The organism is Nostoc sp. C117, assembly GCF_043099735.1.
Lineage (GTDB): Bacteria > Cyanobacteriota > Cyanobacteriia > Cyanobacteriales > Nostocaceae > Nostoc.
The window spans coordinates 1,126,196-1,146,011 of record NZ_CP170991.1; the positions used below are offsets into that span (position 1 = coordinate 1,126,196).

The 19,816-nt window shown below is 42.1% G+C and carries 15 protein-coding genes and 1 pseudogene; 12 read left to right on the forward strand and 4 right to left on the reverse strand.

What is annotated here, in order from left to right:
* Positions 1–9 precede the first annotated feature (9 nt).
* From ACFG4S_RS06195 to ACFG4S_RS06210, 4 genes are all read right to left on the reverse strand, one after another.
* Entirely contained in the window at positions 10–732 is a 723-nt protein-coding gene (locus ACFG4S_RS06195) for a class I SAM-dependent methyltransferase (protein ID WP_392533961.1), read from the reverse strand.
* A gap of 262 nt (positions 733–994) precedes the next feature.
* A complete protein-coding gene (locus ACFG4S_RS06200) occupies positions 995–3,106 on the reverse strand; it encodes a TIGR00300 family protein (RefSeq protein ID WP_392533962.1) in 2,112 nt (703 codons plus the stop codon).
* Between the two features lie 198 nt (positions 3,107–3,304).
* Positions 3,305–6,931, reverse strand: a complete 3,627-nt coding sequence (locus ACFG4S_RS06205; RefSeq protein WP_392533963.1) for an AAA-like domain-containing protein — start codon at positions 6,929–6,931, stop codon at positions 3,305–3,307.
* A gap of 973 nt (positions 6,932–7,904) precedes the next feature.
* Complete coding sequence (locus tag ACFG4S_RS06210; protein ID WP_392533964.1) at positions 7,905–9,323, reverse strand: AAA-like domain-containing protein; 1,419 nt, start codon at positions 9,321–9,323, stop codon at positions 7,905–7,907.
* A gap of 440 nt (positions 9,324–9,763) precedes the next feature.
* On the opposite strand from ACFG4S_RS06210, the gene rpsO reads away from it, so the two are divergent.
* The 12 genes and pseudogenes from rpsO (at position 9,764) to ACFG4S_RS06270 (ending at position 19,620) form a co-directional block, all read left to right on the forward strand.
* On the forward strand, positions 9,764–10,033 hold the full coding sequence (rpsO, locus tag ACFG4S_RS06215) for a 30S ribosomal protein S15 (RefSeq protein ID WP_392533965.1): 270 nt from the start codon (positions 9,764–9,766) through the stop codon (positions 10,031–10,033).
* Positions 10,034–10,045: 12 nt separating this feature from the next.
* Positions 10,046–10,516 carry a PAM68 family protein gene (locus tag ACFG4S_RS06220; RefSeq protein ID WP_392533966.1) on the forward strand — a complete coding sequence of 157 codons (471 nt, stop codon included), beginning with the start codon at positions 10,046–10,048 and terminating at the stop codon, positions 10,514–10,516.
* A 285-nt stretch (positions 10,517–10,801) separates the two neighbouring features.
* Positions 10,802–11,860: a 3-deoxy-7-phosphoheptulonate synthase gene (gene aroF / locus ACFG4S_RS06225; RefSeq protein WP_392533967.1), complete on the forward strand. Its 1,059-nt coding sequence runs from the start codon at positions 10,802–10,804 to the stop codon at positions 11,858–11,860.
* 55 nt (positions 11,861–11,915) lie between these two features.
* A complete protein-coding gene (locus tag ACFG4S_RS06230) occupies positions 11,916–12,056 on the forward strand; it encodes a hypothetical protein (RefSeq protein WP_392533968.1) in 141 nt (46 codons plus the stop codon).
* A gap of 497 nt (positions 12,057–12,553) precedes the next feature.
* A complete protein-coding gene (locus ACFG4S_RS06235; RefSeq protein ID WP_392533969.1) occupies positions 12,554–13,297 on the forward strand; it encodes a 3-oxoacyl-ACP reductase family protein in 744 nt (247 codons plus the stop codon).
* A gap of 360 nt (positions 13,298–13,657) precedes the next feature.
* Positions 13,658–14,023, forward strand: coding sequence for a fatty acid desaturase (locus ACFG4S_RS06240; RefSeq protein WP_392533970.1), 366 nt, complete (start codon positions 13,658–13,660; stop codon positions 14,021–14,023).
* A gap of 162 nt (positions 14,024–14,185) precedes the next feature.
* A complete protein-coding gene (locus tag ACFG4S_RS06245; RefSeq protein WP_392533971.1) occupies positions 14,186–14,497 on the forward strand; it encodes a DMT family transporter in 312 nt (103 codons plus the stop codon).
* 35 nt (positions 14,498–14,532) lie between these two features.
* A pseudogene (locus ACFG4S_RS06250) lies at positions 14,533–14,795 on the forward strand (IS4 family transposase); the annotation flags it as partial.
* A gap of 323 nt (positions 14,796–15,118) precedes the next feature.
* Positions 15,119–15,328, forward strand: coding sequence for a hypothetical protein (locus tag ACFG4S_RS06255; RefSeq protein ID WP_392533972.1), 210 nt, complete (start codon positions 15,119–15,121; stop codon positions 15,326–15,328).
* Positions 15,329–15,726: 398 nt separating this feature from the next.
* A complete protein-coding gene (locus tag ACFG4S_RS06260; protein ID WP_392533973.1) occupies positions 15,727–16,782 on the forward strand; it encodes a diphthamide synthesis protein in 1,056 nt (351 codons plus the stop codon).
* A 30-nt stretch (positions 16,783–16,812) separates the two neighbouring features.
* Positions 16,813–17,901 carry an alanine racemase gene (gene alr, locus ACFG4S_RS06265; protein WP_392535923.1) on the forward strand — a complete coding sequence of 363 codons (1,089 nt, stop codon included), beginning with the start codon at positions 16,813–16,815 and terminating at the stop codon, positions 17,899–17,901.
* Between the two features lie 315 nt (positions 17,902–18,216).
* Positions 18,217–19,620, forward strand: a complete 1,404-nt coding sequence (locus ACFG4S_RS06270; RefSeq protein WP_392533974.1) for a hypothetical protein — start codon at positions 18,217–18,219, stop codon at positions 19,618–19,620.
* Positions 19,621–19,816 lie beyond the last annotated feature (196 nt).

Below are 19,816 nucleotides of genomic sequence, written 5' to 3' on the forward strand. Positions count from 1 at the left end.
TAACTCAATTTAAAATCGCACTTTATACAACTCGAATAATTCTCCTGATTTGTGGGTTATGACTTTACCACCAGCAGCTTTAATCGTTTTTTCCCATTCAGTTAGAGGCTCTAAAAATACCTCAGCACCCAAATAAGTTTCCAGAACTGCCCAATCTTCTGCTAAAGGTTTTTCAGGGTTGAGGATATCGAAGACAAAATGTCCACCTGGTTTTAAGACTCGTTTGACTTCTGCGAGTACAGCATTCCAGTATTCAAGGGGAAAATAGCAGCTGAATCCTGTGGCGATCGCCAAGTCAAACTTTTCTGATGAGTAGTTTAACTGATGAGCGGCTCCTAACTCAACACCTTTAAACAATTTGGAATTCAACTGCGGTCCGCGGGAATTGAGGGTATCCCGTGCCACATTACTGATTTCTTGACCATGAAAAAATGCTTGCCAATCCCGCCAAGGATAAATTAAAAAGCTGATCCCACAGCCAATATCTATACAATGTTGGTTTTTTTGAGGTTGAGCGACTTCCCAGAAAGGAGAAGCAATTTTTCCTGCTAAGATGCCACTAGTCCACTCGCGGAATATCGGCATCGCCTGTACTTCTGTGGGGAGTTCAAAGGTTTCACGTTGATACTCTCGGTTAAACCGATAGGCTACTTGGCCTAATTTTTCGTCCCAATTGGTTGATTTCTGTGAAGCAAAGAGATTTTGAAACTGCGAATCGGACTTTTTAGACATTAGGTTTTTGCTACTATTTCTAAGGATTGTAATCAAATTCTCTTGGGGATGGCACAGTAGTTTGTCCTATTAGTATTGGGTTGAAGTTTTCGAGACGCGATAAATCGCTGTCTCTACAAGTGTTTTGGTTATATGTGGGGTTTAGCTGACTGTGGAGAGTTCGATCGCTCAAATACTTGAAGTCTTGTAGAAAATAAAAAAGAGTAGGATAGGAAATGCCTATCATACTCTTCAAGCTTGCTTGTCTAGAGCGGTTGGTTTTTTAACCTATCTTAGTAACATAAGGACTTGTCAACTTATCCAACTGCTGAATTAAGAGACTGAGGAACAATCCCACATCTGTAACCACACCAACTGATTCTACAGAACCGCGATCGCTTAATTTGGTCACGACAGCTGGATTAATATCCACACATACCATTTTCACCCCTGCTGGAGTCATATTTCCCACACCAATGGAGTGCAGCATTGATGAGAGCATCAAAATCATCTCTGCACCTTCTAGATGTTTGGCATATTCTTCCTGTGCTGTAATCAAATCCATTTCGGTATCAGGCAAAGGCCCGTCATCCCGAATCGAACCCGCCAGCACAAAAGGTACATCGTTGTGGACACATTCATACATCACGCCACTCTTAATTGCTCCCGCCTCCACAGCTTTGTGAATGCTGCCATAACGGCGGATGCTATTAATTACCTTTAGGTGATGGCGGTGTCCACCACGGACGGCGACACCCCGCTTCATGTCTACACCCAAGGAAGTGCCCATGATATTTTGCTCGATGTCATGAACCGCGATCGCATTACCACCGAGTAGCGCTTGTACGTATCCTTCCCGAATCAGTTGCGCCAAATGTTCGCCGCCGCCAGTGTGAATTACCACTGGGCCAGCTGTGACAACTACTTTACCACCAGCATCACGTATTTTACGTAATTCCCAAGCCACTTGTTCGACGACTAATTCCACGCGCCGTTCGCTGGAAACACCCGCCGACATAAAGCTAAATTCTTGGGTGCTGCGTAGTTCGCGGGATTCGGTTTTGCGGATGGTGCGGATACCTAACACATCTACAATTACTCGTTCGCCAACTTTTAAATCGCGGAGGATCTTACACCGAGCAACTAAGCCATTGGGAGTTTCGGTAATGGCGATCGCCCCATCCATCCGCTGATTTTCTACTTTCACCCACTGACCATTAATTCGCACTTCTGTGGGATAAATTGTACTGACGTAGAAATCATCAGGTGCAACGCCATCTTGGATTACAGGCTCAAGTTTGGCATCTCGCTCATCTTGGGGTAAGTCTACAGCACCCAAATCAATCAACATGGAGATGATTTCTTCCATCACCTCATGAGATGGTGCTGATACCTTCACCTCGGCGGCTGAGGTACTTTGACGCTGTTCTCCCAAGTTAAAATTCAGAACTTGGAAACTGCCCCCAGCGTCTACAATCAAATCCAGAGCGCGGTTAATCAAACCAGCGTCTAGTAAGTGTCCTTCCATGCGAACGATCCGGCTTTCTACCGAGACATTGGCATGAATTTCATCTCTGACTGGTTCTGTCACCCGCAAGGTTAGGCATTTCGCCGCACCACCAGCTTTGAGAAATTCCGTTAGTGGCGTTTCGATCACTTGGAAACCGACATCTGCAAGGCGTGTCTTTAAAGCATCACTCACCTTGTTCATGATGACGATGGTTTCCACATTCACCGCATTACAGGCGAAATTAACAGCATCAGCTTCAGCAATGGCGATCCGCTTTTCTGGTGCAACTCGTATTTCGATTAAGCGGTTGGAGTAAGAATCAAAAGCGCCTGGATAATATAGCAAATAGCCATTTGCTAGGGGACAAAAGCAGGTATCTAAATGATAGAAACGCTCATCTATTAGTCGCAGGGAGAGTACCTCAATATCCAGCCATTTAGCTAGGTAAGGGTGAGAATCTAATTCCGAACGAAAACCGTATCCCGCCCATAACCAACGTCCTTCCCGATCCAGCAGTGCATCTCCTGCTCCTTCAAAAGGCAAATCTTTGGGAAGTTCATTAACTGTATAACCATTTGCCTCAAACCATTGTTTGAAGAAAGGCTCTTCTCCTTGACGTTCTTTGTGTAAAAAGCGACTGAGGACAACATTATTCCCCAGTACTAAGCCAGCATTGGCAGTAAAAACTAGATCCGGCCAACCTTTCTCTGGTGGTACTAAATCTACAATGGCGTGTTGTTTGAGGATTTGGTGTAGTCCCTGCCACTGTTCTACGGCGCGATCGCGCGATGATTTGTGAATATTCCCTTCCATCCAGGGATTGATCACATAATCGACATCGTAGTGATCGGGAGGACACATCAAAAAGCGAATCCGGGAAGTCATAAAAATTTTACAAGTGTATTATTTTGGATACAGATTTTCGTTTTTCCGATTTTCTCTCTGCTATTGGAGCTTGTACCTTTATCTCCGTGATTGCTCTGTTCAGTTGTCGTGTATATAACGCGGCAGATAATTATAATATTTTAGGTATTCAAAAGTCTAGAGTCTAGGAAAAAACTAATTTGGACGGTCTGTTAGCTTTTACTTGCTATTGAATGATTCGCAAAGAGAGCGATCGCTATCCTCTAATACGGTGTTAGTTTTCAAATAATCCCGCACGAGACCGCAACCATAAGTGAGTGCATCTACCTTAAGAATTCGTTGCAAGTTCCACAAAATGAGTGTGTTGTCATCACCCCCTGAGGCCAGCAAAGTCCCATCAGGACTGATGGCGATTTTCCTAATGGCTGCGGTATGTCCTTTTAGGGTAGTTAGTTCTGTACCATCAATTTTCCAAAGTTTGACAGTAGTATCCACACTACCAGAAGCAACTATTTTTCCGTCGGGACTAAAGGCAACTCCCCAAATTGCAGCTGTGTGACCTTTGAGTGTTTTCAGCAATTTGCCGTCAAGATTCCACAACTTAACCGTATTATCGCCGCTTCCAGTAGCCACCATTTTACTGTCTTGGCTAAAGCCGACTCTCCAAACTGCTGCTGAGTGTCCTACAAGGGTTTTGAACAACTTGCCATCGAGTGTCCACAGCTTGGCAGTTCCATCGCCACTAGCCGAAGCAACAAGTTGACCGTTGGGACTAAATGCAACTTGCCAAATTTCTGCTTCATGTCCTTTGAGAATTTGGCTAGAACGGCCATGCACATTCCATATTTGAGCGATTTTGTCAACATTGGCGATCGCAATTTTTTCGCCGTCAGGACTCAATACCGCTCCTGTGATTTTGCCGCGAGGATCTTTATAAGTAACAACATCAGTACCATCTCGCAGCTTGAGTTTAACTCTATCGTTGTCGGCAGGAACAGCAATTAACTTGCCATCTTGACTGAATGAAACCTCGAAGACTGTACCCCCAGGTTCAGCCAAAGTTTTCAGTAATTTACCTTGGCGATTCCAAAATTTCACGCTGTTTTCGTGGCTAGCTGTGGCAATGGTGGAACTGTCAGAGGCGATCGCTATTGACCAAATCCCGGCTTGATGGGCAATAATAGATTTTTGGAATGGATTTTCTTTCTGCCAAAGTCTCACAACATTTTCTGCCCCTGCGGTCGCAATAAAGGTGTTGTCTTTGCTAAAAGCCACTCCCCAAACCGAGGCGTTGTGTCCTCTAAGCGTCCTTAGTTCTGTACCATCAATGTTCCAGAGTTTAATCGTTTTGTCGAGACTGGCGGAAGCAATCGTTTGACCATCTGCACTAAAAGCTACTCCCCAAATTCCAGCAGTATGACCTTGAAGAGTTTTATTCAGGTGGTAGCTGCCATCTGTACTGTTTCGCTGCCAAAGTTTGATAGTTTTATCTTCACCTGCTGAAGCAATAGTTTGGCCGTCTGGACTGAAAGTTACTCCCACAACCCAAGCGCTGTGACCTTGAAGAGATTGTAAAGGCTTGGCATTTTGCCACCCGGAAACGTCTCGTTTCCAGAGTTTGACTGTTTTTTCTAAATTTGCAGCAGCAACAATTTGACCATCAGGACTCCAGGCGATTCCCCAAAACCCCATTTTGTAACCTTGAAACGTGTTGAGTAATGTGCCATCTCGCTTCCAGATTCTCACCGTTCTGTCCCAACCGGCGGACGCCAGATACTGACCATCAGGACTAAATGCTACTCCCCAAACTGAAGCAGTGTGACCTTTAAAAGTCTTCAGCAAAGTGCCGTCTAGTTTCCAGAGTTTAATAGTGCCATCTTCACCCCCTGAAGCAATTGTCTGACCGTCAGGGCTAAAATTGACTGCCCTAACTCCTCCTTTATGACCTTTGAGAGTGGCAACTTCTCTACCATCACGTCGCCAAAGCTTGACTGTTTGATCTATGCTGGCTGAGGCAATGATCGAACTATCAGGACTGACATCTACTGCCAAAACCGCTGCGGTATGACCCCAAAAACGGTTATATTCATCAGCTCCATAAACTGCTTGCTCTAATACATTATTTACCTGACGTTCAATCTTTGTGTTTCGTTTACCTAGTTTTTGTAGTTTATTTTTGGCTTTGATTGCTTGTATGAGCGCATCTAATTTGCGATTTGAGGCAAACATTCCCTCAGAAGAAGATATCAGCGCTCGAATTTCACTGTTTCTGGCTTGAGTTTCGCTGATCTTGGCTTGGCGATATAGCATAAAAGTTCCTAGACCCAAGCTGCTAGAGACAAGCAAGCCAATCCCTACTGCAATTAGAAGAAATCTCTGCAATTTGGCAGTTTTTCTCTCTTGTGCTAATCGTGCTTCTACTTCTTGAGCTTTTGCTGCTTCCAAAGTCATTTGCACTGCTTTCTGTTCGTATTCTTGACTAGCAGCTAAAAATTGATAATCTAAATCGCTGAGACTTTTGCCCTGAAACCACTTTTGAGTATCTTTGAGAGCTTTTCCTCTTAACAAACGCGATTCATCTTTATAAGAGGATGCTACCCAAGCATTGAATGTTTGCGAATAAGGGCGGAGATTGTCTAAATTCCTGAGTACCCATTCTGCATTAAAAACATGGCGATAGATGGGATTTTTGATTTTGAGATAGCCGTTGTGTTTCTCGACTAAACCAGATAACAACAGTTCCGTCTGTTCTAAACTATCATCCGTGGGGACTGGGGATAAGGGGTAATGGGGATTGGGGATTGGATGTAGGGCATTAATTATTTCCCCTTTGCCCCTGTGTCCCCCTTCATCCTCTGCTTGCAAAACTCGTTGATAAAGTCCGAGTAATCTTCCGGCTCGGTGTTCGTGGAAAAGTAGGCGATCGCGAATAGTTCGCAAGTGTTCTGGTTCATCTTTGCCTTCCCAATGTTGGATAACTTGCGATCGCACCAATTGCTCTACCCAAAATTCTTCAGTTCCTCGCAGTAATGAGATTGTTCCAGTAGATGTTCTTGAGGCAGTCTGGGCAACTATTTGACAGATTTTTTGCGTCAGAAACGGCTGTCCTCCTGTCCAATAAATAATCTCTCGTAGTACTGCTTGTGGTTGGCTGACTATTCTTTCTAGTCCTTTGAGTAATGGCTTGGCTTCATGCAATTGAAAACCCTGTAAATCAATTGCTGTACCAATATTAAAAGGTGTTCGGCGCTTGTCTGCTATTAAATCAGATGGGCTAGCTACTCCAAATAGTGCAAATCCCAACTGTTGAAATTTTGGGTCGTGTGCTTGCTGATTGTAACAATGACGAATCCAAGCAAAAAAATCGTTGACAGGAAAATTTAAACTCAGCAGACTATCAATCTCATCAATAAAAATGAAAATACGTTCACTTTCGCCGTTTTTCTGAGATTTCCTGGAAAAATTTGGTAGTAATAATTCTTCTACGAATTGGTGTAGTTTCTGCACTAAGGAAATACCTCCTTGCATTTTCCACCATTCTTTAAAGTTGACTTTTTCCGCCAAATTTAAGCTGTAAAACAAGCTGAGAATCACACCTTTGTACCATTGTTCTGGTGTCGTATCTTCACTACCCAAGCGGGTCATGTCTAAGTAAATACAGCTATCGCCTTCTTGTCTCAGTCGATAACTCGTGCGCTGTAGTAAAGATGACTTACCCATTTGGCGACAGTTTAAGACGTAACAAAAATCACCTGCTTTCAAGCTGGCATAAAGTTTTTCGTCTGCTTGACGCGCAACATATGTGGGATCGTCGCCGTGGAGACTGCCCCCTACCTGGTATCTCATATCAAAGTGTGACTAGAAAACAAAGAGATTAACACAATGATTAGTAATTGATAGATAATTTGTTAAAAGTAAACATGCTCAATCTTACAGCATAATTTAATGATATTTCCTCACATTTCAGAAGCCAATCATGGCTTTTTTTTAGCATCTCTAAAGCTAAAATGCTTATTGATAACCGCTTTAATTCTAGACAAATGAGCAAATCTTCCATTGCTATATAACTTGGAACTTTATCACTGCGTTAACTAGATAATCTACTGATTTTTTGCTTAAATGTCTTAACTGTCTGTTATTTCTTTAAATCAAATTCTTAACTGTCTTAACTGTCCTTGCATTGTCATAAAAATTATGAAATGCTAAGAAGCATTAAGGAAACTCCAATTAATAAATTATCCTGCTTGAAGTTGTTGACTGTGGTCACTGAATCTCGACTCACTTCGACGCCGCTCAGTGCAAGTCGCTCGATTTGAGCGTTGGTCATTGATCGTAGCCGAAATCAGCCGAAGTGTTGACTCTGAATAGTGGGATATTTTTTATATTTCCAGCCACTCGCATCAAACTCAAGGATTTGTAAACTCTCGATTATTTATAAGGATGTAGTCCATAGCCCAAGAGTTTATTTTAAAAGTCCTCTTGTTCGTAGCAAAATGTTTCAGATGCCCTTAAAAATGGGTAATAAGCTGTTACGCATTTAATTTGTTTTATACCAATTTAACGTAAAGTTGCACATATCTTGATCCCCCTAAATCCCCCTTAAAAAGGGGGACTTTAATAGATGTTTTTCTGGTTCCCCCCTTCTTAAGGGGGGCTAGGGGGGATCGAATTATATGCAGCTTCATAAAAAATTGGTATTACCTGATGATTGTTAACCATTAACTCTCAACAGTCAACAGTCAACGACCATCAAGAGTGTTTATATACTTTAGACGCGCATCAGCTTATCATTCTGTAATTAAGGGGATTTGTAATTTTGTTAAACAATTGTTGATAGTTGTTTTTGAAAATAAACGCGGTAGAGTTCACAAGTTGGTAAAATGCGATCGCCTTCAAAGCGAATCAATCCCAAACCATCAAGTTTATAAGTCTCAATCGGATCGACAGAAGTACTTCCCTGTGGCGTCACTAGTTGAGCATAAGTCTTTGCTAGATTGGGTTTTTCTTGGAGTTGCACCCAGAGTCGCCATAAATGATGGCGGTAAATCCCACCATTGGCGATCGCTTCCTCTATCATTTCTTCTAAAGTTATTTTTCGGCAAGCAATATGATAGAGCGAAATCCGAATTAGTGCCGGATGACCTCCGACAAATGACATTAGCTGGCTGGATTCTTTCTTGCTATTCCACTTTAATCCGTGTCGTCTCGCTAAGTCTTCTATTTGTTGTTGGGTAAATTCGCTCAAACGGATAGGTAGTCCAATGTTAAACGGAGAGCGGTTGATATCGAGGGTGGCATACTCTTCTGTTGAGTAAACCACTACTAGCTTCAACTTCTGCCAATGGGGATTTTGTTGCGCTTCCTCACACCATGAACGCAATAATGCAAAAAATTCTTGAGCAATATGAGGATATTCAAAAAAGCGGTCAACTTCATTCAATACTAAAACGACTGGACTTTGACTTTGCTTGAGCAAATAGCTTTGGAAATAAAAGGTACAACTCAACTTACAGCCAATTTCTTCATCCCATATTTCATTCAATTTGGGGTTTATACCTAATTCTTTAGCAACATGCCAGCAAAAACTACGCAACAACTTATTTAAGTTAGTCAAAGAATCAGAATCTATTTGGTCGCAATTCAAATTCACTGTATGATACCCTTGCATCTGTGCAAAGGCTAGCAACCTCAGCACCAAAGAACTTTTACCCATCTGCCTGGGTGCTTTAATCCGAATTACGCAACCTGGTTGAGTTACCTCCCGGTAAACTACTTCCTCAATTGGGTGACGCTCGACATAAAGGAAAGAATCGAGAGGTACGGGGCCATCTGGGTACGGAAAAATACTTTCAAATTGCTCAGGCTGTTCGTTAATAAAAAATTTCGTAGGTAAAGATTGATATGCTAATACTCTTTGTCTATGTAAATTTAATGGCAATGATTGCGAAGTTTGAATCTTATCTGGTTCGTTTAAAGCGGTGTAATCTTCTGCGTGTAAGGTTAGGTTAAAAGCACTAAAGCAAAGTTTTAAGGTTTTTTGGTCTACACTTGTATCCAACGATAATAATCGGCTCAGTGTTTTAGTAGAGATGTTCATGCGATCGCCTAGCTTGTCTAGAGTAAAACGCTGACTGTTATTCTCCGCTATCTCCATAGCTAAAATCGCTGCCTGCAAACGCTTTAAACCGACAGAACTCAGCACAACTCCCCGACTTCGGGTGGTTTTTTGTGGTTTCATGTCGCTAGTTATCAACCTGTTTTGTTTATTAACTTTTATAACTATCTCTCAATTCTTACATTTTTTCAACCAGCTATTTAACTGTTACTTACCTGGTTTAAGCTTTATTTTACTTTTGAATAAGTGGGTATAGTTAAACGTAAAGTGGCTTTAGGTCTTGGAGTTAATGCTGAAGAGCTTTACCGACAATCACTAACTTCAGTTTATTTATACCTGCTGAGTTTTGTATTTTCTATTACATTTGCTTTGCTGTGCATAGCGTATATTGAAGCACAGCTAAATTAGCAGATACTGAATAGTCCAAGACGAAAGTTTATTGGCTCGTTGAAAAACTCAAGAACACCCCAAGGTGTAAAACACAGATGATTCCCCATCGACCTTAGTGGCTGTGATATTATGGGAAACTGCTGCATACATTTTGAAAAACAAAAAATTCCATCATGGCTCTGACGCAACTGCGAAAACAAGAAATTATTTCCAACTACCAAGTTCACGAAACCGATACTGGTTCGTCTGAGGTTCAAGTTGCGATGCTAACTGAGCGCATCAACCGCCTCAGCGAACATCTTCAAGCAAATAAAAAAGATCATTCGTCTCGGCGGGGACTATTGAAGCTAATTGGACACCGTAAGCGTCTTCTAGCCTATATCCAAAGCGAAAGCCGGGAAAAGTATCTAGCTTTAATAGCTCGTCTCGGTATTCGCGGATAGGAGCGATCGCTTATGTCTGCTGAAGAATCTGAACGCAATAGCTTGCCCTTTGAGCCAAACAAGAAACGCCAAAAACCCCCAAAGAATCAAACGAAATCGGTAGCCAAAGCACAGAAATCTGTCAACCAGTCTGATAAACAGCGGTCTTACACTAAGGAAGAGATGGCAATTCCCAAAGTAGTCAGCCAGCGGATGGTTCGACGGGTGGCTGGGTTCTGTGGCATACCAACAGCTTTGGGCATTTTGACGCTGATTGTCAGCTATTTGCTTGCCATCTACTCCGACATCAAATTACCTCCCATTGCTGTGTTATTGGTAAACATGGGATTATTTGGTTTGGGCGTCTTAGGGATAACTTATGGCGTTCTCTCTGCCTCTTGGGATGAAGAAAAAGGTGGAAGTCTGCTGGGTGTAGGTGAATTCAGCACCAATTGGGGAAGAATGGTTGGAGCTTGGCGCGAAACTCGGCAAAAAAACTCATAATCAACAGCGCTCAGGTCTCAGATGACTGCGATATTGGGTAAATTTTAGAGTAAATGTTGAAGTTAAAATTATACAACTTCAACATTGCTAGTTAAATTATATGATTATTTTTATACCCAATATTCAGCTATTTAGTAGTAAAATTCCTGAGCGTTGTATTTTGTACATTTCATTTATTTTATGTAAATAAATTTAGTCTTTCAGTATTCGTAATTAAGTAAATCAGCAAAAATAAAGTTACACGCCTTTACAGAAAAGTTTACTCAATTAATTAGGAACTTTCAGATGATTATAGTAATGAAAAGTGGTTCTCCAGAGGCGGAAATAAACCGCATTGATGAAGAACTAACTAGCTGGGGGCTAACTCCGGAAAAAATTGTTGGTCAACACAAAGTAGTTATTGGTCTAGTAGGTGAAACCGCCAGCTTAGATCCATTACAAATTCAAGAACTTAGTTCCTGGATTGAGCAGGTTTTACGGGTAGAGCAGCCTTACAAACGAGCTAGCCGACAATATCGCCACGGTGAGGCTTCGGAAGTGGTGGTTAACATACCCAATGGAACAGTAGTATTTGGCGAACACCAGCCTTTAGTAGTGGTTGCTGGTCCCTGCTCTGTAGAAAATGAAGAAATGATTATAGAAACGGCGCGGCGTGTCAAAGCCGCAGGAGCCAAGTTTTTGCGCGGAGGTGCATATAAACCCCGGACTTCACCTTACGCCTTCCAAGGACACGGTGAGAGTGCTTTGGAATTATTGGCAAAGGCGCGGGAAGTGAGCGGACTAGGTATTATTACAGAAGTAATGGATGCCGTTGACCTGGATAAAATTGCTGAAATTGCAGATGTAATCCAGGTGGGAGCAAGGAATATGCAGAATTTCTCTTTGCTGAAAAAAGTTGGAGCGCAATCAAAACCAGTTCTTTTAAAGCGGGGAATGGCGGCTACCATTGAAGACTGGTTGATGGCAGCCGAGTATATTTTGGCAGCTGGCAATCCCAATGTTATTTTGTGCGAACGGGGGATACGTACCTTTGACCGCCAGTATACACGAAATACCCTCGATTTATCAGTAGTGCCAGTTTTGCGAAAGTTGACTCACCTACCAATTGCGATCGATCCCAGCCACGGCGTAGGTTGGTCTGAGTTTGTCCCTGCAATGGCAATGGCAGCGATCGCAGCTGGCACAGATTCCCTCATGATAGAAGTTCACCCCAACCCTGCCAAAGCTTTATCTGATGGACCCCAATCTCTCACACCAGACCGTTTTGATAAATTGATGCAAGAATTAGCAGTAATTGGTAAGGCAGTGGGACGCTGGCAGCAACCAGCAGTGGCTCTGGTTTAAAATTTTAAAACATCCTCTAAGCTCGACTTTATCCAATTACGCGGCATAAACGGCAATGTCCCGCAAACGTTCAAACAAAGGGCGAGGTACTTTTACCATCTCAAAGGATTCATGGGACATTGAAAAAGTGCTAGACCACAAAAATCGCCGCACTAAAGCCAGTGCATCTGAGAATTTAGAAAGAGCTTTAGCGTAAACTAACTTGTCAATAATTTAGTTAAGATTGTTGCTTATTTTCAAGGATAAATTTACTTATTCATGACTGAATAGTTAGCTAATTTATCCTTATACCAATTCACAATTCGTAATTCGCAATTCGCAATTAAAAAACTTAGATGCAGCAAAGCTTTCACGCCTTACATCTGTATCAGATTTTTCGTGAAATGGTATTAACCCTCTTTTGTTACTCTGAGAAAAGAAAAATAAGAGCCAAATTTTCAACTGTAGATATAACGGGCATTTGAGCGTTTATTTTCTCACACAATGCCTGAAATCAAGGTTTTTGGTAAAAGTCTTATGCTGTAAGCATTCAAGATTATTCTCTCCCGAAAGTGATAAAAGAGGGATTAAATAAGAGTTCTTTTATTAGAGATAAGTTAATTTATACGATTGCAAAAGAATCGATTTATTTTGTTTATAATTTTGTCAACTTTTGCACTTATATAGATGACTTTGAAATCCTTAGGAGCTAACATGAACCACATACTCAAAAATAAACGCGCCCTCATTACTGGAGGCAGTCGCGGCATTGGGGCAGCGATCGTCAAACGTTTAGCAAGTGTTGGTGCTGATGTCGCTTTTACATATACCAGTTCACCCGATCGCGCTAACGAAATTGTGCAGGCAGCGCAAGCATTAGGTGTCCAGGCTCTTGCCATCCAAGCCGACAGTTCCGATGCCAGCGCGGTGGTTGCGGCTGTTGAAGACACTGTGAACAAATTGGGTGGCATTGATATTCTCGTCAACAATGCAGGCGTGCTGGCGATCGGCCCAATCGACGATTTCACGCTAGCGGACTTCGATCGAACCTTTGCCATTAACGTGCGTGCCGTGTTTGTGGCGACGCAAGCCGCAGTCAAGCACATGAAAGAGGGCGGACGCATCATCAACATCGGCAGCACCAACGCCGAACGGATGCCATTTGCTGGTGGCGGCGTATATGCCATGAGTAAATCAGCTCTGCAAGGGCTTGTGCAAGGGCTGTCGCGTGACCTTGGCCCACGCGGGATTACGATCAACAACGTGCAGCCGGGGCCGATCGCTACAGATATGAATCCTTCGGAGGGGGAGTTTGCCGAGATGCTCAAAAAGCAGATAGCGGTAGCCCGCTACGGCACGGTTGACGAGGTTGCAGGGCTGGTTGCTTATCTGGCCGGCCCCGAGTCTAGTTACATCACCGGCGCAAACCTGATGATTGACGGAGGGTTCAGCGCCTAATTTCCCTAGTAGTCTGCCAACCCAAAATTGCTAGGTTTGGACTGGGAAAAGGGGAAAGGGGGAAGGAATTAAAACCTTTTCCCTTTTCCCCTTACCCTTTACCCCACCAAGTTTCCTTGGCGAACTACATTACCCGAAGTCCGAATGCCAGCAGATGCAGGAGATTAGCGATGCCTACGGCGGGCTACGCCTACGCAGTCGGGAATTTTCATAGTACCACTGTACTGCTTTGAAGCAAGCCTAGCGTTTCCAAGAGTTGGCGGGAGCAAAAGTTTTCAGTCTACTGACTGACAGCTCATGATACTATCCTTATAAGTTTTTCTAATCTAATATCCAATCTATATGTGGTGGATGAGACACATGAAAAAAGCGTGGGGTAAAAAGTTTTTTCTATTTCTTGTTCTGCCTGTATTCTATTTTGGTTGGTTTTTAACTTATTTAGCTAACTATTACGAACACTTTAGAGCGATACCTGAAAACCTCTATGCCAATTCAACTAGCCATTATGGCTGCATCTACAATTTCCTTTTCTGCAATGAAGGTTATCACCAAGAACATGACTTGTGTCCTAATGTTCATTGGAGCCAAAGACCTCAACTCTATGAGAATTTACGCCAACAGCTAGATAGCGTTGTGAGAGTGATATTGAAATTTCCACCTCGTCTAGGCTTTATACATCATAGAAGAAAGATTGAAACTTCAGTCAGACAAACTGTGCAGTATTAGCACCCCCGCACGAATAAGTTGGTCAGGCTGATATTTATCAATTCATTCACAATTTTTCATGGAGACGGAACGCACTCTTAAGAGCGCGTGCTAAGTCTGACCAACTTATTTTTGCAAGGGCCTCTTAATAACTCAGCTTTTCAAATCAGGTGTCTTGAAATTATGGCATGGATAAATATTTTAATCGCTGGTCTTTTAGAGACAATATGGGCAGTCACTTTAAAATGGAGCAATGGCTTTACAAACTTGCTACCGACCGTAGCAACGATTGTTGTCACACTTCTAAGTTTTTTCTTTTTGTCACAGGCACTCAAAACAATTCCAATAGGAACTACCTATGCAGTTCTAGCTGGCATTGGAGCTATTGGTACTGTGATTGCAGATATTGTCCTGTTTGGTGAAACCTACGGGATAGTTCGCTCTGTTTGCATTGGTCTGATTGTTATTGGTGTTATTGGTTTAAGGATAGTGTAACGATGCTCTTAGTAAAAACACAGATTGGACTTAGTGAAGTATATGGCATTGGACTGTTTGCTGCCCAATTCATTGCTAAAGGGGATTTAGCAGATGCTGTACTGATGAATTATCTATGCCATTTGACCGTATTTCTTTAGAGATGATTTATCGTGGTTTATACCATTTCAGCGTTGCTTATGACAAAAATAACGCGGATGACCCAATTAAATACTTTGCTGCCCCAGAGAATCAAAACTTAGGCGTGGTTAAATATCTGCGAAAGCCAGTCTCCAAGCTTGATCTATCGCCTTTTCCCGCACCCTCTTGACAAGTGTGCAATTACCTTAACCTCTCACGAATGCTCTATAAATCAGGAATCGACTCAATTTATCTCATTTCTTTTGCTCTGATGTCAAGTGTATTTTTTATTTGCTTTTGGATACTTATCTTTGTTCTTTTGTCAAGTTGCTATTATAAATTAGATGAGCTTACCCTGTATGCAATAGGTCTGATTAAGGTTTACTGATTCTTAAACAAAGTACATCTATATAATTAACCTTTGCCATATTAAAGTAACGATCAAGTTATCAAATAAGTGTCAATGCAGTTTTTCAAGTTTATTGTTTAGGATGTATCAAAATGGCCGTAGAAAACAAAAAGCAGTATAAAGAGTTACGTAGTCTGAGTGGACTACATGGTTTGCACGGACTACACGGTTTGCACGGACTACACGGACTACAGACTCTAAAGGATGTGAATAGCGTTTCTGCACAGCAGCAAATGAAAGGATTACATGGATTGCATGGATTGCATGGGCTGTATGGCGTTCAAACGCTTGTCAAGCAGTAATACAAATAGACTGTCGAACTGCAAGTATGTTTGTTCCATATAGCAGACTAGCGAAGTAATACTTGAGAAACAGGCTTAGTAGCAAGTCAGGTAGATGGAGTATAAGAGTTATTTTGCTTCTAAACCTGTGGTTTTGAATGCGATCTAATACCTTGGCTGTGAACAGTAGCAACTGTATTTCTATTAGACTCAGAATGTCTCAGTTGATAAAAAGAGCAGTTCAGAAATTTAGGAATGTCAGAAGTTGTGCCTAAATTTCTGAACTTATTTAGATTTGATTTGTTTTTTGGATTGCGACAGTCTTATTGAAAGTAAAGTTGTGGACAATCTGACCACAGTTCCACAGAGATAATATTTTGCTTTTTTCAAGTTTAAGCAAACACAGCCTGAAATAATCTATGTTTACCCTAGATTTGCCGCGATTGAAACAACAGCTTGACGAAGCTAATGCTAAACGTGTTCTCTTTTTGCTGCCAGAAGGAGTCCTGGATCGATATGTTGATATCGAGAATTTCTTCAAATCTTGTGACATTGAGACTTTCATTCTGGGAGATGAGCATTGGGGAGGATGTGATATCCCAATCGAGGCTTTTGAAGATTTGAGTATCGATACAATTGTTAGCTTTGGTCATACAGAATACTTCCGCAAAGATCGAGAGCGGATTTTGTTCTTTCCCATGAACTTTGTGCATCGACTGACTGAAGCCAGTATGGGAAATCTGTTAGATCCGCTCGTCAATGGCAGATTTGAAAAGATGAGCATTGCTTGGTCTACAGAGTTTCAAGACTATGCACAGCCAATTTTGCAGTTTCTGGAGTCTAAAGTAAATGTCTCTGTGCCTCAATCGGATTATTTGGTGACAGCAGGACAAGTACTAGGATGTCATTACAGTAAGCTAACCCGCCAAGAGCAAGATGTAGACTGTTTCCTGGTTGTTTCTGATGCATTCCATTCTTCAGGGTTACTCTATGAGACAGTGAAACCTGTTTTCTGGTTCGATCCATACAATGCCCGATTGATAGATATCTCACCTTGGCGTGAACCTCTGATAGAAAAGCGGCGAAACTTAATGGAAACGGCAATGCGGAGTAGACGATTTGGCATTGTGATTGAAAAACGATATGGACAGCAGCGGGTTAATCTCGCCAGAAAGTTGAGGAGTTTACTGCTTGAGCAGGGCTATGAAGTTTCCTTGCTATATATGTCGGATGTCACTCCAGCAAAGCTACAGCGATATAGACCGTTCATTGATATTTTTGTGAATACCGCCTGTCCTCGGATCGAAAGTTTTGAAGAGTCTGGGGTTTATGTACTCAACTCTGAAGAAACACAAATTATCTGTGGAAAAGTTGCTTTTGATGAGGTTTATCCAGGGGCTAGAGGTGAACTAAACCACTTTAAGCTCAGGGTTTCTCCGCAGAGTGGAAATGTAGAATGTGGTTCGGTAGTGTAAGTTTGCAATTCGTTTAAAGTTGCTGGAGTGATGAGACCCACCTGGATTGAGGTTAATTTGGGCATTATTTCTCATAATGTGCAGCAGATTCGTCGTCGTGTTGGTGCTAACGTCAAATTAATGGCGGTGGTTAAAGCAAATGCCTATGGCTATGGTTTGTTACCGGTTAGTTTATACTTGGCGAATCAAGTTGATTATTTTGGAGTAGCACTAGTTGAGGAAGCGATCGCACTTCGCCAAGCTGGCATTCAAACTCCAATTCTCTCGTTCAACTGCTACATTGACCAATATATCGAAGCCGCTCAACATGATGTTGAAGTGGCTGTATCTACGGTAGAAGCTGTTGCTGCAATTGAGACAGCCTGTCGCTTCATAGATACAGGCTTGAAAGTGCATATTGAAGTGGATACAGGGATGGGAATGACAGGCATTGAGCCAGAACAAGTCCTATATTGTGTTGAATTGCTTCAACAAATCCCTCAATGCAAGGTAGTAGGCCTGTATTCGCAGTTGGCGTTAAGTGAATATGCCGAACCGGACGATAAGCAGCTCTCAAAGCAGGCAGATTGCTTCAAAACCCTAGCAGACTCTCTGTCTTCGATACCCCTTAAACACCTTTTGGCATCTCCTGGTGTAGCGTTGTGTCCCGAACTGCACTATAGCATGGTTCGATGTGGCTGCATTCTATTCAATGGTGCAAGTCAAGGGGGTAGTTGGGATCTGCATGATTCAATGACACTTAAATCACAGGTGACCATGCTTCGGCAGCACTTGCGTGATGCTTCACTAGGATACAAACCTCATACTCATCAGGCCATGCGAGTGGCTATTGTGCCAATCGGCTATGGTGATGGATACAACCGTGAAGTCTCTAGTAGTGGTGAAGTACTGATTCGAGGCAAACGCTATCCGATTGTAGGTGATATCTGTATGGATAAGCTGGCGGTAGAGATTGAGGACGATCCGATCGCAGTTGGGGATGAAGTTGTGTTGTTAGGATGTCAGGGACAAGAGGCTATTACATTACGGCAAATTGCTGAATCAACTTGCAACAATGAAGCGATCGCCACGATTGGATTTACTGATAGAATTCCCAGAATCTACTCTTGTTCCGTCTAGAAAGTTTTCAAAAGAGATTGACGCTTCAAAATTTTCCTTAATTGTGCAACTAAATCAGCAGCAAGTCTAGCCTCATCGTTATCCTGTACTTAGAGACCTTCAAGAAATAAATTTTACATTTTAATATTTAGAAAGAACTGGTAGAGATAATTATTGAGCAGAGCAAGGTAATACGTAAGTTACAGAAAATCATCTTAGAACTAAGTAGAACGAGGTGAAAAAACCAAACTCTGTAAAGATAAGTAAATATGTATAATGTTTCTACCAAGGTAATAGATTTATATTACCTTGACAGCTAGTGCAGGGCACAATCAGATGACATCCCAAAGAATCTATCAAGCTGCTCCGAAAAAGACCCAAACCCCGATAACACCCCAGTTTACATCAAGACCCTTTGCACCGATTACCAGACAGACAACACCAACTCCTCATCAGCAACCAGAACAGATCCAGGGGTTAGTTCAAAGAAATACCAACTTGTTAGAAATCCCTGGTTTAATGACACAGCCAGAAAAACGACAATCACTAAACAAACTAATCCAAACAAAGCCGACAATTGGACAACCAGGTGATAAGTACGAACCAGAAGGACAAACAACTGTACCGCAAATAGAAATCACAGAACCAGAAGGACAAACAACTGTACCGCAAATAGAAACCACATCACAGGAGCCGGATAACAAATTAACACGAAACAAAGTTCTCATAAATCAGAGGGAAGCTATCAAACTTTTGGAAAGCAAGCGCCAGCTGCTCGGAAGTGCGGCAGACGAAATTAAGCGAAGTATTTGGATGCCGGAAGGAATTAACCAAGGGCAATTTAACTTTTGTGGATCCAACGCTTTTTTGATGGCAATTGCTCTCAATGACCCTGTGAGCTATATGAATTACATTATTGACTTATATACAGCAAAGGCAAATTATGAAGCAGCTAGCTCATCTGGAAACGCGGTAGCTAATCAAACCGCGAAGTTAGGCAATATGTCAGTTGATGTTGACCAAGAGGTAGTAAGCACTGACGCAAGCGAGTTTGCAGATATTGATTCGAGCATGATTTCGCAAACAGATTGGATGTCTATGGGGTCGATTCATACCAAACAAACAGCCGATGCACCCGATTATTCCGGTGATAGTGAGGTAATGAAATTGATCGAAACCATGCAAATGAGAGGGATTCCGGCAGCATTAGCTTTGCAACCCACAAGCGATACAATGCAAAAAGCTACTATAGCCAGCAAAAAGTGGATTCGTCAAAAAGGTCAAACCGTTCAATCACTTGCCAAAACCCCCTTTCAAAGCATGTTAAAAGATATTCGCACAGTTGTTGAATGTAGTATGCCGTCTGAAATTATGGCGTGGTTTACCAACTATGGTGCAAGCAACATTGTGCAAAAAGCAGACCCTTTCAACCCTAGCAAAAGCCAAAACGACATTCAACAAGCTAATAGTTTTTTAAATGCTAGTCAAGGCAAAATGGTTATGCTCAATATCAATTCAGAAACGATTACGGGGAACCATTCTTCCATAACAGGCTTTAATCCTAGCGCATCACATTGGGTTTTGATGGAAACTCCGTTGGTAAAAAATACGGAAGTTACGCCTAATGTTTGGGAAGGAAAAGTCTATAGCTGGGGTAAGATCATGGATATAAAGATTGATGATGACAAAATTAGCAATTCTTTCTTTGGTTTTATTGCGGCTACAATAATTGGCAACTGATGAATACTTCCCCAAGGAGTTCTAATTCTCAAATCTGCTCCCCATTCTTGTTGAAGAGTTACTAGCCTTTTCAAACACCAATCAATTTCACAATACTTCGCCAATTTACGAGGGTTCAACGCCCGTAAAAATGCGATGAATACGTCCATACATCCGTGCATAAGTCAGCCAGACCTGAATCCTTACGATATGTTCT

Coding starts and splice junctions, on each gene's coding strand:
- aroF (WP_392533967.1), top strand. CDS start 10,802: ATGATTATAGTAATGAAAAGTGGTTCTCCAGAGGCGGAAATAAACCGC.
- ACFG4S_RS06195 (WP_392533961.1), bottom strand. CDS start 732: ATGTCTAAAAAGTCCGATTCGCAGTTTCAAAATCTCTTTGCTTCACAG.
- ACFG4S_RS06220 (WP_392533966.1), top strand. CDS start 10,046: ATGTCTGCTGAAGAATCTGAACGCAATAGCTTGCCCTTTGAGCCAAAC.
- ACFG4S_RS06245 (WP_392533971.1), top strand. CDS start 14,186: ATGGCATGGATAAATATTTTAATCGCTGGTCTTTTAGAGACAATATGG.
- ACFG4S_RS06270 (WP_392533974.1), top strand. CDS start 18,217: ATGACATCCCAAAGAATCTATCAAGCTGCTCCGAAAAAGACCCAAACC.
- ACFG4S_RS06210 (WP_392533964.1), bottom strand. CDS start 9,323: ATGAAACCACAAAAAACCACCCGAAGTCGGGGAGTTGTGCTGAGTTCT.
- ACFG4S_RS06230 (WP_392533968.1), top strand. CDS start 11,916: ATGTCCCGCAAACGTTCAAACAAAGGGCGAGGTACTTTTACCATCTCA.
- ACFG4S_RS06205 (WP_392533963.1), bottom strand. CDS start 6,931: ATGAGATACCAGGTAGGGGGCAGTCTCCACGGCGACGATCCCACATAT.
- ACFG4S_RS06240 (WP_392533970.1), top strand. CDS start 13,658: ATGAAAAAAGCGTGGGGTAAAAAGTTTTTTCTATTTCTTGTTCTGCCT.
- ACFG4S_RS06260 (WP_392533973.1), top strand. CDS start 15,727: ATGTTTACCCTAGATTTGCCGCGATTGAAACAACAGCTTGACGAAGCT.
- ACFG4S_RS06255 (WP_392533972.1), top strand. CDS start 15,119: ATGGCCGTAGAAAACAAAAAGCAGTATAAAGAGTTACGTAGTCTGAGT.
- ACFG4S_RS06235 (WP_392533969.1), top strand. CDS start 12,554: ATGAACCACATACTCAAAAATAAACGCGCCCTCATTACTGGAGGCAGT.
- alr (WP_392535923.1), top strand. CDS start 16,813: ATGAGACCCACCTGGATTGAGGTTAATTTGGGCATTATTTCTCATAAT.
- ACFG4S_RS06200 (WP_392533962.1), bottom strand. CDS start 3,106: ATGACTTCCCGGATTCGCTTTTTGATGTGTCCTCCCGATCACTACGAT.
- rpsO (WP_392533965.1), top strand. CDS start 9,764: ATGGCTCTGACGCAACTGCGAAAACAAGAAATTATTTCCAACTACCAA.